At 45.2% G+C, this 16,802-nt stretch carries 12 protein-coding genes; 4 read left to right on the forward strand and 8 right to left on the reverse strand.

The window, feature by feature from the left end; all coding sequences use genetic code 11:
* Window positions 1–91: 91 nt before the first annotated feature.
* From CI959_RS06305 to hflX, 8 genes are all read right to left on the reverse strand, one after another.
* The gene (locus CI959_RS06305) at window positions 92–1,351 is read right to left on the reverse strand and encodes a cellulase-like family protein (protein WP_008779093.1); all 1,260 of its coding nucleotides are present in this window, start codon (window positions 1,349–1,351) and stop codon (window positions 92–94) included.
* 1 nt (window position 1,352) lies between these two features.
* Window positions 1,353–2,789: a sugar porter family MFS transporter gene (locus CI959_RS06310; RefSeq protein ID WP_057316267.1), complete on the reverse strand. Its 1,437-nt coding sequence runs from the start codon at window positions 2,787–2,789 to the stop codon at window positions 1,353–1,355.
* Window positions 2,790–2,821: 32 nt separating this feature from the next.
* Window positions 2,822–3,610, reverse strand: coding sequence for a glucose-6-phosphate isomerase family protein (locus tag CI959_RS06315; RefSeq protein WP_011967259.1), 789 nt, complete (start codon window positions 3,608–3,610; stop codon window positions 2,822–2,824).
* Entirely contained in the window at window positions 3,591–4,550 is a 960-nt protein-coding gene (locus CI959_RS06320) for an ROK family protein (RefSeq protein ID WP_008779090.1), read from the reverse strand. The genes CI959_RS06315 and CI959_RS06320 overlap by 20 nt, the downstream gene beginning before the upstream one ends.
* 3 nt (window positions 4,551–4,553) lie before the next feature.
* Complete coding sequence (locus CI959_RS06325; protein ID WP_011967258.1) at window positions 4,554–5,111, reverse strand: glucose-6-phosphate isomerase; 558 nt, start codon at window positions 5,109–5,111, stop codon at window positions 4,554–4,556.
* Window positions 5,112–5,208: 97 nt separating this feature from the next.
* Window positions 5,209–6,090, reverse strand: coding sequence for an AraC family transcriptional regulator (locus CI959_RS06330; RefSeq protein WP_005863332.1), 882 nt, complete (start codon window positions 6,088–6,090; stop codon window positions 5,209–5,211).
* Window positions 6,091–6,095: 5 nt separating this feature from the next.
* Window positions 6,096–8,084 carry a DUF4954 family protein gene (locus CI959_RS06335; protein WP_057316266.1) on the reverse strand — a complete coding sequence of 663 codons (1,989 nt, stop codon included), beginning with the start codon at window positions 8,082–8,084 and terminating at the stop codon, window positions 6,096–6,098.
* A gap of 21 nt (window positions 8,085–8,105) precedes the next feature.
* On the reverse strand, window positions 8,106–9,317 hold the full coding sequence (gene hflX, locus CI959_RS06340; RefSeq protein WP_005859898.1) for a GTPase HflX: 1,212 nt from the start codon (window positions 9,315–9,317) through the stop codon (window positions 8,106–8,108).
* Window positions 9,318–9,390: 73 nt separating this feature from the next.
* Here hflX and CI959_RS06345 point away from each other — a divergent pair, with 73 nt between their 5' ends.
* The 4 genes from CI959_RS06345 to CI959_RS06360 all read left to right on the forward strand — a co-directional run bounded on the left by CI959_RS06345 (window position 9,391) and on the right by CI959_RS06360 (window position 16,743).
* Window positions 9,391–11,193 (forward strand): T9SS type A sorting domain-containing protein, encoded by a 1,803-nt coding sequence (locus CI959_RS06345; RefSeq protein WP_005859900.1) that lies wholly within the window; start codon window positions 9,391–9,393, stop codon window positions 11,191–11,193.
* A gap of 49 nt (window positions 11,194–11,242) precedes the next feature.
* On the forward strand, window positions 11,243–11,461 hold the full coding sequence (locus tag CI959_RS06350) for a hypothetical protein (protein WP_005859902.1): 219 nt from the start codon (window positions 11,243–11,245) through the stop codon (window positions 11,459–11,461).
* A 436-nt stretch (window positions 11,462–11,897) separates the two neighbouring features.
* Entirely contained in the window at window positions 11,898–15,086 is a 3,189-nt protein-coding gene (locus tag CI959_RS06355; protein WP_005863341.1) for a TonB-dependent receptor, read from the forward strand.
* A gap of 25 nt (window positions 15,087–15,111) precedes the next feature.
* A complete protein-coding gene (locus CI959_RS06360) occupies window positions 15,112–16,743 on the forward strand; it encodes a RagB/SusD family nutrient uptake outer membrane protein (protein ID WP_011967255.1) in 1,632 nt (543 codons plus the stop codon).
* Window positions 16,744–16,802: the final 59 nt, after the last annotated feature.

Genomic DNA, 16,802 nt, shown 5'->3' on the forward strand with positions numbered 1-16,802 from the left:
TATTAGAAACATAAACTTTTTAGAAATTTACCTCCTGCTTTTAGAATCTTATCAAAATATAAGAATCATCGTAATACATACCATCCCAAGATTAAAGTCGTTTCAATAATTTGGCTGCTACTTCATTATTCTTCGTGAGAGACTCATCCAGCGGGGAAGAACGGATGATAGAAGTCAAGCGTTTATGCCATTCCACATCCCGCCACATTCCAGCAAACTGAGGCCCGCAAAAATTACTGGTCGCTACGCCGACCCACATACCCGTACGAGCTGCCGTAATAGTTCCCAACTCGCAGAGATCTTTTACCCAGTCCCATTTCAATAAAGGCCAATCCTTATAATCCACCAATCCCCAACACTCTGTCGTAACAAGAGGACGGCGATTCTTCCGGGCCACAGAAGCCATAAGCTCTATCTTATCAGTCAACAACTTCTGCCAATATCCAGGTCTTTCCCGATAAACCCGTTCTGCGTTTTTCACCACATTCTTATAATCATCCGGTAAAAAACGATTGTAGCCATATCCCACCAGCTTATAAAATTCTCCACCATTCTGTTGGGCCATCCAAATATGATGCTCATACAAATCAAGAAAAGAGCAATCCACCTCTTCATATTTCTTGACATCCCCATGATCAAAAGAATATAAGAATGGCATATCCGGATATACTTGTCGCATCTTCTCCAACGAGGTTTTCATCCATCGTAAGGATTCCTCCTTATACCAATTCCCCCAACCGACATTCGGATATGTCTTAGCGAAAAAAGGAGCCCACGAATCACCGGGCCACTCATTGCAAAGATCTACATAAAGGATCGTATCCAATAACCCATCCTCCTCGATCGAACGAAGGGTTGTCAGCCAGCAATCCGCCAATTTCTCCGGTGTATCCAATTTCAGGCAAACCTCATCCACATCGAGACGATACCAAGAAGAAAGCCCGACCTTAATATCCCGCTCCTTACATTTCGACAAGAACAAGTTCAAATTCGGTTGAACTTGTACCTCATTCATATCCGGACTTCCCCAATCTTGCTGATTCCAAACTTCTTTAAGTAACCATTTCTTCATTGGATTCTCCGCTATTAAATGAGGATAAGCATCAATACGTATCGCATTATACCCCCGTTCCGAGAGCTCGTCCAATACTTGGTCCCAGTCCTCATAACCGGCTCCGGGCCAACGCCTCTCCAACCAAGAAAAATCCCACATGGTGATTGCCCGGGGCGAGATTTCTCCTTTCCCGGCAAAAGCCATTTCACTTTTAGCTAATGCATTTGATAAATCAAAAGCCACTAAGCCGCCTAATGCCGCAACTGCTGTTTGTCTAATAAATACTCTTCTATCCATATTATATTATTTTATCTTTCGGGTGTCCTCCTTTTCTCCAAAAAGCCTCGATATTCTCCAATGAAACTCCTTTCGTTTCCGGTACATAGAAATATCCCCAAATAATCGCCACAATTCCAATAAACGCATAAAATAAGAACGCTCCTGCCGGATTCCCTTGGCTTTCGCCATTGATCGTTAAATCGGTTCCCGGTATTGAGAATACCTTCAGTATCTTGAAAAAGGTAAACGATACGATCGCATTGAAAAACCAAACGGACAATGAACCGAGAGAAGCCCCCAGCCCTCTTAACTTTTGTGGAAACACTTCCGACACAATCAACCAACCTAGAGGCCCGATGCTGATAGCGAAAAATCCCACATATAAGAAAATAAGGACAATGGAAAGCCATTTCCCGGAATCCCCTAATTGAGCGGCGAATATAAAAGAGGTAGCGAGTAGCGACAAGGAAATCACGATACCGCTCAACCCCAGAAAATAAAGTTTACGCCTTCCCAGCCGATCTACGAAATAGACAGACAGTAACGTGAACAATAAATTGACAACTCCCACCCCTACAGAAGCCCCAATCGCAGAGACCGCACCATCGAAACCGGCCATCAAGAATATTTTAGGACTATAATAGATCACCGTATTGATACCTACGAACTGTTGGAAGAACATGATACCAATAGCGATAACCAACGCATTCCTCAACCAAGGCTGAGCCAAATCCTTAAAACGCCCTTGTTGCTCATCATTTTTCCGCATCTCATTCCGCATCTGCTCAAATGAGACATTTACTTGATCCGGGTGCTCGATCATCTTTAAGACCGATAAACTCTCCTCCTCCCTGCCAACGGACATCAACCACCTTGGAGATGGTGGAACCAGCAACATACCCACGAACAAAATAATAGCGGGAATCACCCCCACATAAAACATCGGCCTCCAACATGAAACAGACGTCTCATCCGCAAAATACAAATCCGAAAGATAAGATACCAGAAGCCCGATCGTAATCATCAATTGGAACATGGCGACAAACATCCCCCGTGATTTCGCCGGAGAAACTTCTGCGATATAAAGAGGCACCGCAAAAGAAGATATCCCGATAGCCACCCCCAGGAATAAACGGGCGGCGATCAAATGATAAATGCCCGGAGCCCATCCCGACCATAACGCACCGATAGCGAAAATAACAGCCGAAGTCAAAATGACTTTCCTACGCCCTATGCGATCCGTCAACTTACCACAACACAGCGCTCCCAGAATAGCTCCCAGCAAACCGGAGGAAGTAACGACCTCCACCATACTATCGTCTATGCCAAAATCTTTCTGGAAGAAAGGAATCGCCCCGGAAATCACGCCGGTATCAAAACCAAACAATAGTCCTCCCATGGCGGCGACAATCGCTATCACATAAATCATCCAATATCTATAACTCGTGTTTCTCATGTTTTTCTTGTGTATTTAATCCATCTATAAACTCAAGGCTCGAAATCACGCCAGACCTCCGCTTTCAACGCGGGATTAGGCACATATAAGAAAATCTCCGGATTTTCCTCGAATTGTCTGTAAATAGATACCCCTTTCCGAATATCTAAAGAAATATAATCCGAAGGAGATTTACAAATCAAATGAGAGGAATCGTACATCGGATTCGCAATCCATTCTAATTCATCGCTTCCATTAAATATAGGAAACCAAGCGATTCCCCCGTGTTTACGAACCCCCTCATACACAAAACCATAATCTCTATCGCACCACGCCCCGAAAGTCAAAGGCAATCTCGGATTCGCACTAATCGTCGCATGTACCCAATAGGGAGGAACGATCACTACATCCCCCGGAAAGGCATGTACCGCATAACATCGACCGGGTTGATCCTCCGCATACTCCTGCATATAAATAATCGCCTCTCCCGACCAAATCTCATAGATTTCCGGCGTAGACCAACCGCTATAAGGAGATATCTTATGAATATGCCCTTGACTTCTGACTGGCTCCTGCCCCAATTTACCAGCACTATATGTCACTACCCCGAATAACAAATGTAACTTATTCAGCAACACACGATGTTCTTCTTTGCCGACATCCATAGCGATCGAGTAAACCTGCTCCGGTCCCTTGCATTGAGGATCACGCAAACTAGCCCGTATATCTTCCAGCCGGCGAATCTCGACCTCCGGACCAAATACACCCGCCCCATAGGTAAACCCCATAGGCGATTGAACCGGTGTTATATCAATTCCTTTATCAAATACAAATCCGTTCATTTTGCTGTTGTTTTACCATGAAATACTCCAAGCCGAATAAAGCGGCGTCATCGCCCAATATTGCCGGGACAACCGGGACTTTCCCGGAAGGACACCAAGCTAATTCATCCACTCGCTTACTGATATAAGGAATGATTACCTCTTGGCTTTTTAAAATCCCCCCTCCCAGAATCACCACTTCCGGATCATAAGCATGTATATAGGTTATTATCGCCGATGCCCAGATATCCATGCATTCGTTTCTAATCAATAAAGCGTCTGTATTCCCCTCCTGCGCCAACCTGAAAATGCGCTTGAAATCATAGATATCCGCATCTCGCTTAAATGATTCCGATAAAAGGGCATGCTCCCGGATAATGGTCGGCAAGAAAAAAGAGGAAGACAGAGCTTCTACACAGCCTTTATTCCCGCATGAACATCGACGGCCCTTATAATCCAACACAAAATGTCCTCCCAAAGAACCCGCTTGAAAATGCTGTCCATACAGAAGCCGTCCATCGATCACGACTCCCGTACCGATACCGGTTCCGATTGTCATCATGACTACATTGTTCTTTCCCCGGGCCGCACCCTGCCACCATTCTCCGGCTACGGCCAAACGAGCGTCATTATCCATGCAGAAAGGAACTTCCCAATTCTCCCATGCCCATTTATCCAGACTGATCGAACAGGCATCATCATACTTCTCATTCGTAGAGATTACCCGGTTATGAATTGGATCTACCAACCCGGGAAAAGCCAGGCCGATACAACGAAGCGCCGCCACATCAATACGCCAAGCGGCCAACAACCGATCGATCGCCTCCTTTATCTTAGGTAAGTTCAGAGCTAATCCCAGAGCCAGACGGGAAGGTAATCTCACACAGTCTACGATCTCACCATCAGACAATAGTCCGATCTTTACGACCGTCCCCCCTAAATCTATCGCTATCGTATACATAAGCTATCGCAATTTAGGGGTACCGTTCACTTCTACCAATCGGGCCGAGAAGCCCTTATTCGCTATCTCTTCATAATTATGCCCGGCATCCGAAGGCCAGCATGCGGCAAATGACAAGACGCTATTTCCAGTATTAGCTACCCGGTGCGCTACACCGCCCGGTATATAATGCAGGCTACCCGGCATCATCCTTTCCGCCCACGTATTCCGTTCCCGATCCATCAAGATCAACATACCTTCGCCTTCCAATCCCCAATAATACTCCGAACGATCCTCTTGTTGATGAAAATGGCCTTTCGTCATGAAATACTCATCTCCCACCTTTCCCGGATATAATTGAGTAATACCAAAATAAAGCCCTCCCGGAGTGCCTTCCCGCTCCGGTAAATAACTATATACCTCGTATGCTAATTGATCTAATGGTAATTGGGAATAAGCATCTTGATTCTCAAAAATTCCGGCAAGCTCACCTAAAGTTCTCCGGCTCTTTACCACACCTTCCCCCTTTAACTCATTTTGAAAAAATGACAAGGATGGGATTACAATCTTTTTATGTTCCATGATATTCTATTTTACGATACAACTTATATCGCAAAAATAGATCGAATACCTTGGGCTTTATTTTAGTATTTTTCCAAACAACTATGAAATCCTGTCCTTATTCTCCATCCAGGCGCTCCTTATATTTTTTCTGGTACTCGGATGGAAGCATATTCGTGGTTTTCTTAAATTGGCCGATGAAGTTGGATAGATTATTGAATCCGGCCTCGGAACTAATCGTGGATATCTTCAGGTTTCCCTCTATCAATAGTTTTTTCGCATGTCCTATGCGCATGTCATTCAGGTACTCCACGAAAGTCTTCTTGGTCCGTTTCTTGAAATAACGACAAAAAGCGGTCGGAGTCAAGCCTACCAAAGCGGCGACTTCCTCCAGCTTCACTGGAGACGTGAAGTTCTTCACCAGATATTTATAGACCTTATTGAAACGCTCGAAATCGTCCGAGTTGACCGTTTCCGTAAACCCCGTACTGGCTAATATCTCATATTCTTCGGAAGTCGCCATTAATTCCAGTAAAGCAATCAATTTGATCACCCTACTCGCTCCCGTCTCATTGGCGGATTGGCTGATCAGCTCGGCAATCTTCTTCCGGGACTTACCCACAAACTTAATTCCTCTACGGGAACGCTCTATCAATTCCCGGATATTATTCATCTCCGGAAGACGGATTAAATTAGGTTCAAAAATCTGACGCTTGAAGAACAAGCAAATACAAGTAGCCCGCAAGCCGGAGCTCTTATCGAAATAAACAGGGTCGTTTCTCCACTCATGTGGCAGTTGAGGGCCGATCATACAAACATCGCCCTCGAAATATCCTTCCACATGATCCCCGACAAAGCGAGTACCCGTACCACTTGTGATATACATTATCTCAATAGCCGGATGGTAGTGCCAAGGCACTATAAAATGCGGTAGATCCTCCACATAGAAATGAATGTGACTATCTATCGGGAATGGCAGTTCTTGAAATAATGGTTTCATAGGCTTTATACTAAAGGTTTCAACCTCTCGATCAGTTCATCCCCAAGCGCCCGTTTATTCACGATATGTTCCTGTACGGCGGTAACAAACGGATTATTCACGAAATCTCCTCGAACACCCTCGAAATCCTGTTGTTTTTCCTTGTTGGAACCATCCACACCGAAACCGATCATAGAAGTCAAGGAGAATTCCTTACGGGCATCCTCATAAAGCATCTCATCCAAGCGGATCACACATTCTTGCCAACGACGAACCAGATCAATAATCTCTGCGGCGGAAATCGAACGGAGATCCACCCCATAATAACGTTCGATCATCTCGTAGGCCCATGTCCATTCCAAGGAATAATAACGTCCGTGAACCAAACGGAAAAAACATTCCACATCCTCTAAGGAAGCGATTTCCCCCTGTTCGATATCTTGCAACAAGGCATCTAGCGGTTCCCTCGGGAGGATCAAGCCCGCCAAGTCCAGCCATTCTCCGGAGCCTTTGGATTCCGTAGGACGCAATTGCTCCCAGACCTCTTCCATAGAACAATAGGTCGTACCTTCCAAACGCTTGATTAACGAGTTACCAAAGAACTTATTAATTGCCATCCCATAAAAGTTCAACGCATTCCGGAGGGAGGAACCTTTTATACGAGTATTCTGATAATAATAAATCTCGGAAGTCTCTCCAACCAATGCCTGCAGGTTTTTCAAGATATCCACCGCTTTCAGCATCTTCTGGATCGTATAGGGACTCAATAGATTATAGTTAATCATATCCAAGCGATCCGGGTCCGTACGTTTATCACGCTTCGGCCATTTCTGGGCATCACGGATCGTACCTACGCTGCGAAGATTAATTCCCGGGACTAAGTAAGTCTCATCATCCTTCTCTATTAAATAGGAGAAGGGAATATCGGAAGTATCGCTATGGTGATGATGGCGACCCATTACCAAAGAGAAAGCGCCGATACGGGCCGGCCAAAGAATATACGAGTCGCTGGTAGTCTTGGAGCCACGTTCCACGATCCCTTGATGGATCGGTCCCAGCTTATACATATGATTACTCTGGTTAGAGCCACTTCCCGCGTTCAAGAACGAATACATTCCCGCTATCAACAAACTACTCTTATGCATAGACACCGTAAACGGACCGGCGAATATAGCGCAAGCCTCCCCATTCTCGAAAGCGCAGTTGCTGAACAACAAGGAATCATGGGCCGAGAAGTTATGCGTCACTTGGCAAGCCTGTCCGATAAAGCAACGGATAATCTTAGCGGCATCCGCGATCTTGGCTCCCGAAGAGACAATGAAATCTTGCGCGATCACACTATCCCCGATAAATACCGGGGCCTCTCTCTTACTATTTACGGAACCATTTTCCAGACGTGCGCTATTCTCTATGGTCGCGTAATCACCAATCTTCACGTTACGGATCGTACCGGTATTGACAATCTTGACCTTATCGCCAACCGTTCCCTCCGTAGAGGCGATACCCTCCGTATAAGCGGTAATCATATCCCGCAAGCGTTCGATCAAGGCCGGACGATGACGGTACAATGCGATAATATAAGCCAATGAAGCCGACAGGCCATCGTAAATCGGAACCTCACGCCCGCCGGTCTCATTCAAGACCGACACCTCGACATTATTCCCGAACGTAGCCTTGCCTTCCACCAACATAACATTTATATTCTGGATAAAGCAGTCATCACCGATCTGGTAATTAGCGATATAATTCTGTACGTTCTCGATCAGCACATTATCCCCCAACGTGCAATTATGTAGGGTAACATGACGAAGCCCGCTATGCTTTACCAATCCTCCCGGCAGGGTAAAAATCTTACGAAAGGCTCCTAACTTAACCACTCCTGAAAAACGTACGTGGTTCACATATTCAATATCAAACACTTCTGGAACCCAAACTTGATTCCAATCATCGGCCCGGCAAGCCTGAGATCGCAAGGTGGCGATCTCATCCGGCCGCAAATTTCTCAAATGATTCATTGGTACTAATTTTGTAAGACTCTACTCTTCATCATATTGCTGAAAGAGGAAGTCATTGTAGGGGAAACGGGTGATATGGATTTGTTTAACCCGTTCATACAACATCTCTTTCAACGCCTCTATATTCGTACGTTCCTTGGCGGAGATAAAGATGCAATTATCTTGCAATTTTCCCATCCACGTACGTTTCAGTTCATCCAGATCGATATTCTCACGACCACGAGGGGTCAAATCATCTTCCTCTTTCGGGACAAAGGTAAATGCATCCACCTTATTGAAAACCATGATCATCGGTTTCTCGGTCTTATCGATCTCCGCCAACGTACGGTTCACGACCTCTATTTGCTCTTCAAAAGTCGGGTGTGAGATATCCACGATATGTACCAGCAAATCCGCCTCCCGTACCTCATCCAAGGTAGATTTAAAAGATTCCACCAGCTCGGTCGGTAACTTGCGGATAAATCCGACCGTATCAGACAGCAAGAACGGCAAGTTCTCGATAATGACCTTGCGTACGGTCGTATCTAACGTAGCGAACAACTTATTCTCGGCAAAGACCTCACTCTTGCTCAATAAGTTCATCAAGGTAGATTTACCTACGTTCGTATATCCGACTAACGCTACACGTACCATCTTACCCCGGTTTTTCCGTTGTACGCTTTTTTGCTTGTCAATATCCACCAGCTCTTTCTTCAATCGTGCGATCTTATCCAAGATAATACGTTTATCAGTCTCCAACTGTGTCTCACCCGGACCACGCATACCTACGCCGCCTCGCTGACGCTCCAAGTGTGTCCACAGACGAGTCAAGCGGGGTAACATATATTTATATTGTGCAAGCTCCACCTGTGTCTTCGCATGGGCGGTCTGTGCACGGCTAGCGAAGATATCCAAGATCAAGCTCGTACGATCCAAGATTTTCACCTGCAATTCTTTCTCAATATTACGGAGTTGCTTCGGACTCAGCTCATCATCAAAGATCACCAAGCCGATCTCATTCTCTACCACATACTCCTTAATTTCCTGCAATTTACCGGTCCCGACAAAAGTGACGGAATTCGGGTAATCCATTTTCTGGGTAAAACGCTTTACCGCATCCACCCCTGCCGTATCGGCCAAGAAAGCCAATTCGTCCAGATATTCCTTAACCTTTTGCTCATTTTGCTCGGGGGTAACCAAACCCACCAAAACGGCCTTTTCGGTCTGTGCCTCAGATATGATAAATTCTTTCATGCCACAAAGATATATTATTTCAATTATTTACGTATATTTGCGAACATATTTACAAATATAAATCAACTTAGCTATGAAAAAGAGAATTTGGCATCTATCCAGATGCGTTGTCGTTTGTACGGCATTCCTATTCGTACAACAATTTATCCAGTCACAAGTTTCAAATCCATCTACATGGGAAAGTTTTGTGCAAAGTAACGCAAATATATCTATCCGGGATACGTTTCGGATGCAGACATTTGAGGGACTTGCTTCTGATAATTGGGATTATGCCATTACAGGTGAAGCCCTTATTGAAGATATCTCCGGCGTGAAAGATATTCCTAACAGCCACGGAAACTACGGGTTACGAATGCCAATGAATACGCAAGTGGCTTTCGAGCATTTCACGTTAACAAATCATCAAGATATAAAAATCAGTATACGGAAAGGGGGCATCCTTCTAGTAGAAGGAGAAGGCATGAGAGCCAGAACCTATCGAAAAGGGGAAACAAGTTATCCCTCCTTAGTTCCAACCATAGGAGAGAGTGGCATCAATCCTTTCAAAACCACAGATATAAAAAACAATCCTCCGGGCTTAGATCTTATCGTCCCCACACCGGCCGCCAATACCAAAAACGGCTATTATTATGTAGACAGCGTTTACGCACACGGCATGATTCCTACCTATTCCCTATTTACCGGAAACAGCGATTGGAACCATGAGGATCGCTGGAGCCACCTACCCGCCTACCGTCACCGCAACGCCTTGATTAACGGCAATATCTCCATAAATACAAATATCAGCTGTAAAGATATCTTTATTGGCAATGGAAATATCCATATTTTACCAACCGGAAATCTATCCGCAAATAACCTTACCATCTATCCTAATGATGGTATCTTGGCGTCTTCCTCCACCTTGCGATCGTCTGGAACTATTAACATCTCCGGCAAAATAACAATCGAGAAGACCTTCGCTCAAAAAGGCAAATGGTATTTTATCTCCTTCCCCTTCGATGTATTCGCTTCCGGCATAGACCCGGATTTCCAACTGGGTGATGACAAAAGCGATACAAACGGTAACTACTTTTACGTACAAACCTATAACGGAGAAAAGCGAGCCAACTCACAAAGCCCTTCCAACAACTGGGAAGTCATACCACAAACAATAATCAATACATCCCAGCCCATCTTCAAGAAGAACAAGGGGTACCTGATCGCTATTGACGCTTCCGCCGATCGTCAGAACCTTCGTTTCTCCTCGAAAGCAAAAGATATCCCTATAGATTTCGGAAAAAACGGTCAAGCCTCTATTCCGGTAAGCATTAACAACCAAAGCCAGAACCAGAATCACAACGGCTGGTATCTATGCGGTAATCCTCTGCCGGCTCCTTTATCTCTTAGTCAAATAGAATCAAACTCGGCCTTAGACGGATACATTTATATATATGACGGCTCCACCTACCAACCCTACGTGATCGGTAGCGATTTCGCCATCCCTCCATTCTCCGCTTTCTTTGTCAAAGCGAATAATAGTACCAGCCTATCTGTATATAATACATCCGAACCAGCCAATTATAAATTATTATCAACGAATGCACCCATATCTTTCCCAACATCGGAACCTCAAGCCCGACAAGATCCTCCTGTTTCCAATCAAGCCTTTTCATTTCCGGAATTAAGCTATCAGCTAGAGAACAAAACTTTATTCATTAATAATCTTCCATCCCCCGGTAAAGTCAAACTACTTACTCCGGCAGGCATATTGGTATTTACGCAAGCGGTACAGGCAGGGAACCCTATCCTCCCGATTCCCCTCCCACAAGGTTTATATATCTTAATTATTCAAACAGAACATTATCGGGCACAGTACAAATGCGTTTTAACCTCCTAAAGCCCGAAACAATCTTATATCTTTGCCCTGTTTTAAGAATAAAACGAATATGAAGAAGATCAACATCACAACAATTGCCTTACTTGTCTACTTAATCGTAATGAGTATCATCGGCTGGCCGGGAAACAATTCGGGGAATAATTATACCGAATATTTCTTGATGATCGGCGCTACGCTCGTCATCATCATCCTTCTACGCTATCTGCAAGTCAAACGTCTGAGAATGCGAGATAAGTGGAATAAAGACGAAGATCCTGCCAAGCAATAAAAACACAGCCTGTTTTTCTTCACAGAAGAACAGGCTGAATGAACTTTATTTTATTACACTAGTATTAATATTACTGCTTTTTCGCCCTCACAGGCTACTTGAATGTCTCGTAAAGACTACGCACAGTATAAATTATTCGATTATAAATAAGTACAATCTTAACAGGACACACACACCACTTGTTTCGCTTACTTTCTTAAAATGAGTTACTTTCATAATTCTTACATTTTATTCACTAGTACTAAAACGTCATTAACCAATACGCAAAAGACAACCGACATCATTTTTGTAATCGTAGCCTAATCGTCATATCACTGAAAGGCAATACAATCGTGAACACATTTTTAATAACATAGACATATCATCGTAATACAATCACACGTCCTTTGCGTTCTGAAAAAATAGATTAATTCTAATATATTTTAAGGACAAAAGGATGGACAACAGAAATTACTTTACGATGGCGATTCCCGCTCTTTTGCTAGGCGTAGCATACTTACAGCCAATCAATGCGGCACCAGCGGAGGATCTGCCAAACGTTACTGGACGAATGACGATCACCCAACAGACATTCACGGTAAGTGGCGTAGTCACCGATACGAACGGAGAACCAATTATCGGGGCTAACGTGATTGAGAAAGGGACTACAAATGGAGCCGTAACCGATTTTGACGGCAAATTTTCTCTCTCGCTGCAAAACAAGCAAAGCATATTGGTCGTTACTTATATCGGTTATAACACCAAGGAGATTCCAGCCGGGAATGGTTCTCCCCTCACGATCCAATTGCAGGATGACACCCAGAACCTAGACGAGGTTATCGTGGTAGGTTATAGTGTACAGAAGAAAAAAGACCTTACCGGTGCTGTTTCCGTACTGGAGGTAGGCGACCTGAAAGATACCCCGGTATCCAGTGTAGATCAAATGATGCAAGGTAAATTGTCCGGCGTAAACGTAATCCCGGATAATATGCCCGGCGGAGGCGTAGCGGTACGTGTACGCGGTTTCAGCACGATCCGTAACAATGATCCGCTTTATATCATCGATGGCGTACCAGTAGAGGGCGGCATCAATTTTCTCAACCCGAATGATATCGAAAGTATGCAGGTATTGAAAGATGCTTCTTCCGCTTCCATCTATGGTGCACGTGCGGCAAACGGCGTGGTTATCATCAGTACAAAAAAAGGGAAGGAAGGTACTTTCCGGGTAAACCTAGACGCTTACGTGGGAGTACAAACCTCGGCAAAACAGATGCGTATGCTAAACGCCCAAGAATATGGCGACTTATTATGGCAGGCACAGCGTAACGACGGGAAATCACCAGTAAGCGACGTGTATGGCTCCGGCGAGACCGCCGTAATTCCGGAATTCCTTGACGCAGATCACCGTCTTCCCTCGGGAGACGTGGATTGGGTTGACGAGATCATGCAAAAAGCCATGGTCCAGTCCTATAACCTCTCTCTGGCGAAAGCAGATAAAGTTAGCAGCCACTTGTTCTCCCTAGGCTATTTCAACCAAGACGGTCTTATGAAATATACTGGTTTCGAACGTATATCCGGACGTTTCAACAATGAGTTCAAGCTCTTCAACGATCGTTTGAAAATCGGTGAGAACGCCACATTATCACATGCGTGGGGAACCTCGGTCACCAATAACGCCGCACTGGGAGGTATGTTATACAACGCCTATAAGACCGTATCCATTACCCCTGTTTACGATCTGGACGGGAATTTCGGCAGCAACCCGATCGCCGACATCTCCAACCCGTTAGGCGAATTATACCGTAATAAGGATAATAAAGATCGTACCACCCGTCTATTCGGTAATCTATTCGCCGAACTGAATATCCTAGAGGGACTTTATTTCAAGACCAACTTCGGAGCGGATTATAAAAACCTGTATAAACGAAGCTTCAAGGCCAAATACAACGAATTGAACACCCAGCAACCCTTGAGTACGTTGAGCACGCAAAACCGTTGGAACTTCAATTGGGTATTCACGAACACGTTAAACTATTTACGGACATTCGATAAACATACGATCGGAGCCTTATTAGGTATCGAGACAAACCGTTATCAAGAGGAATACTTCTCCGCCTCCCGTGAAGGCTTTGCCTCGGATGACGATAACTTCCATTTCCTCGATGCGGGCGATAGTGGCTCCCAGAAGAACGCAGGTTCTGCCTTTACTTCCAAGATGATGTCTTATTTCGGTAAAATTGATTATAATTTCGACAACCGCTACTTATTCGCAGCCACGTTCCGACGTGACGGATCTTCTAAACTTGGTAACAATAAATGGGGTAATTTCCCGGCTGTCTCCGCAGGCTGGCGTATCAGTAGCGAACCGTTTTATGATATTCCGGCTATCAGCAACATGAAAGTCCGCATAGGTTGGGGACAAAACGGCAACTCTGATATCCCGGCTTATTCCACGATCGATTCTTACATGAGTAATCCGAACCACTCCAACTATCCGATCGACGGTAGCCAAAGTTCCGTGACAACCGGATACACCCAAACCCGTTACGGTAACGCAAACTTGAAATGGGAGACCACCACGCAAACTAATGTCGGGCTGGATCTAGGCTTCCTAGATAACAGCCTAACCGTTGTGCTGGATTGGTTTAACAAAGATACCAAGGACTTATTATGGGAGCGTCCCTTGATCGGTACCGTGGGGGGTACAAACCAAACGGTATGGGACAATGTCGGGAAAATGCGTAACCGGGGTTTCGAAGCTGAGGTCAGCTACAATAAGAGCATCAATAAAGATTTCGGGTTCAATGTCGCCTTCAATATGTCCGCTATCAAGAACAAGATGACGGAATTAGACGGTGATGTCTCCTATATCGGACTGCCTACCAGTGTGATTCACTCCCTCAACTTCGATCAAGAGGTTTCTCGTTCCGCCATCGGTCAACCAATCGGCTCTTTCTACGCTTATAAAGAAGACGGTTTATTCCAGAGCGAGGCGGAGATCAAATCATATACCAATAATAAAGGCGAACTACTCCAACCTAACGCAAAACCGGGTGATATCAAGTTCGTAGACGTAAACGGAGATGGCGTAATAGACGGTAACGACCGTGACTATATCGGTAACCCGCTCCCCGATGTCACAGCAGGCCTTACATTAGGAGTCAACTTCCATAATTTTGACCTCAGTCTATTCTTTCAGGGAATGTTCGGAAACGATGTATACGACTTGACCCGTTATGTGGGTGATTTCTACAATCAATCGCAATACAACAAAAACAGCCGTGTCGTTAATGCATGGACACCAACCAACACGAATACGGACATACCCCGTGTCACCATGGACGATCCGAACAATAACATCCGGCCCTCGTCTTACTATGTGCAAGACGCTTCTTTCGTTCGCTTAAAGAACATGAAAATCGGTTATTCCGTACCTCAGTCCATCCTATCCAAGATTAAGTTCAATAGCTTGTATATCTATGCGCAAGCAACCAACTTATTCACGATCACAGGATACGACGGTATCGATCCGGAAGTGGGATTGCAAAGTTACTCCAGTGACTACCGTAACCTAGATATGGGTGTGGACCGCGGCATCTATCCGTTATCCCGCACCTTCACCTTTGGAGTAAACGTAAGTTTTTAATCATCAAACAACAACAAACTAGAATATGAAGAAAATGATTATAGCGGCCTGTGCCGTATTCGCATTGACATCATGCAGCGATTTTCTGGAAGAGACACCTGTAGGCGAACTGACTCCCGAACAAGCACAAGATCCCAATAACATCGAGGGATTGATTATCTCCGCCTATTCCATCCTAGACGGCCAGATGGACGATGCCAGCTCCGGCTTGAATTCAGGATGCTCCAACTGGCAATTTGGCGATGTGATCTCAGACGATACCTACAAAGGCGGAGGTGGTACGGGAGACCAGAACCCGGTTCACTTGATGGAAATCTTCCATATCGACCCGACTATCCAAGATTACAATCGGAAATGGCTAGCCTTATACGAGGGCGTGAACCGCTGTAACCAAGCGATCCGTATCCTCAAAGGCAGCGATTATGATAAAAAGGAGACCCGTATCGCCGAGATGCGTTTCCTGCGTGCCCATTTCTATTTCAACTTAAAGATCATCTATAACCAGATCCCATATTTCGACGAGAGTGTCAGCGATCCTTCCGCATTCGCCTCTATCTCGAATAAGGAGTATACATCCGATCAATTATGGGAGAAGATACTGAATGATTTTAAGGCCGCCTACGAAGGTCTCCCGGATTCCCAGCCGGATGTGGCACGTCCATGTAAGATGACGGCCCGGGCTTATATGGCTAAAGTTTACTTGTTCCAAGGCAAATGGCAGGAATGCGCTACAGCGACGGATGAGGTGATCAATTCCGGCAAATACCAGCTACTCCCCGACTTCCGGAATATCTTCTTGCCGGAAAATGACAACTGCCCTGAAATTTTATTTTCAGTCCAAGCCTCTATCAACGATGGCTCCCCGAACAACTACAACGGAAATCCGGGCGACCGTTTGTTACCTCCGGGAGGCCCTTATCCCAACTATGGTTTCCTTCGTCCTTCCCAAAACCTAGTAAACGCTTATAAGACCGACTCCAACGGCTTGCCTTTGGAAGACGGCATAGACGTTTCGGAAAATGATTATGTAGACACCCGCCTAGACCACACGGTAGCCCGCCCCGGAATCATGTTCCTAGATGTCCAACTCTATGACTGGACTCCTCGTGAGGCTACGGTTTACGGTCCGTATAGCCCTAAAAAACGTATTGTCTCCAAGAACTCAAGTTACTATTTGGCTATCTGGCCATACGTAAACGCATTGAATGTTTATATTATTCGATATGCGGACGTGTTATTGTGGCGTGCCGAAGCTGCTATCGAACTAGGCGATTTGACTACCGGATTGAAATACATCAACCAAGTTCGCGAGCGTGCCATGAACAGCCAGACCGTAAAAACCGCTGACGGGACAGCGGATGCCGCCAAATACCGGATCGGATTATATCCGTCATTTTCCGACAAAGAGGAGGCGATCCGAGCCTTACGTACCGAACGACGTCTGGAATTCGCCTTAGAAGGTGAACGTTTCTTTGATCTAGTCCGTTGGGGAATCGCCTCAGACGTGATGAACACTTATTTCGAGCATGAGAAGACATTCCGCTCTCATCTCCAAAATGCCCGTTTCATCAAAGGGACCCACGAATACGGCCCGATACCGCAAGCGGTTATAGACCTTGCGAAAAATGGAATCATCGAGCAAAACCCAGGATATTAATGGAAATGCTCCCATTCCTCTTAAAAGAAATAGCTCCTATCCGAATATTCGGGCAGGAG

Source organism: Parabacteroides sp. AT13 (genome assembly GCF_002272965.1).
GTDB lineage: Bacteria > Bacteroidota > Bacteroidia > Bacteroidales > Tannerellaceae > Parabacteroides > Parabacteroides distasonis.

What these genes read in the sequence shown, in the direction of transcription:
- CI959_RS06305 (WP_008779093.1), bottom strand. Translation starts at nt 1,351, where the DNA reads ATGGATAGAAGAGTATTTATTAGACAAACAGCAGTTGCGGCATTAGGC.
- CI959_RS06310 (WP_057316267.1), bottom strand. Translation starts at nt 2,789, where the DNA reads ATGAGAAACACGAGTTATAGATATTGGATGATTTATGTGATAGCGATT.
- CI959_RS06315 (WP_011967259.1), bottom strand. Translation starts at nt 3,610, where the DNA reads ATGAACGGATTTGTATTTGATAAAGGAATTGATATAACACCGGTTCAA.
- CI959_RS06320 (WP_008779090.1), bottom strand. Translation starts at nt 4,550, where the DNA reads ATGTATACGATAGCGATAGATTTAGGGGGGACGGTCGTAAAGATCGGA.
- CI959_RS06325 (WP_011967258.1), bottom strand. Translation starts at nt 5,111, where the DNA reads ATGGAACATAAAAAGATTGTAATCCCATCCTTGTCATTTTTTCAAAAT.
- CI959_RS06330 (WP_005863332.1), bottom strand. Translation starts at nt 6,090, where the DNA reads ATGAAACCATTATTTCAAGAACTGCCATTCCCGATAGATAGTCACATT.
- CI959_RS06335 (WP_057316266.1), bottom strand. Translation starts at nt 8,084, where the DNA reads ATGAATCATTTGAGAAATTTGCGGCCGGATGAGATCGCCACCTTGCGA.
- hflX (WP_005859898.1), bottom strand. Translation starts at nt 9,317, where the DNA reads ATGAAAGAATTTATCATATCTGAGGCACAGACCGAAAAGGCCGTTTTG.
- CI959_RS06345 (WP_005859900.1), top strand. Translation starts at nt 9,391, where the DNA reads ATGAAAAAGAGAATTTGGCATCTATCCAGATGCGTTGTCGTTTGTACG.
- CI959_RS06350 (WP_005859902.1), top strand. Translation starts at nt 11,243, where the DNA reads ATGAAGAAGATCAACATCACAACAATTGCCTTACTTGTCTACTTAATC.
- CI959_RS06355 (WP_005863341.1), top strand. Translation starts at nt 11,898, where the DNA reads ATGGACAACAGAAATTACTTTACGATGGCGATTCCCGCTCTTTTGCTA.
- CI959_RS06360 (WP_011967255.1), top strand. Translation starts at nt 15,112, where the DNA reads ATGAAGAAAATGATTATAGCGGCCTGTGCCGTATTCGCATTGACATCA.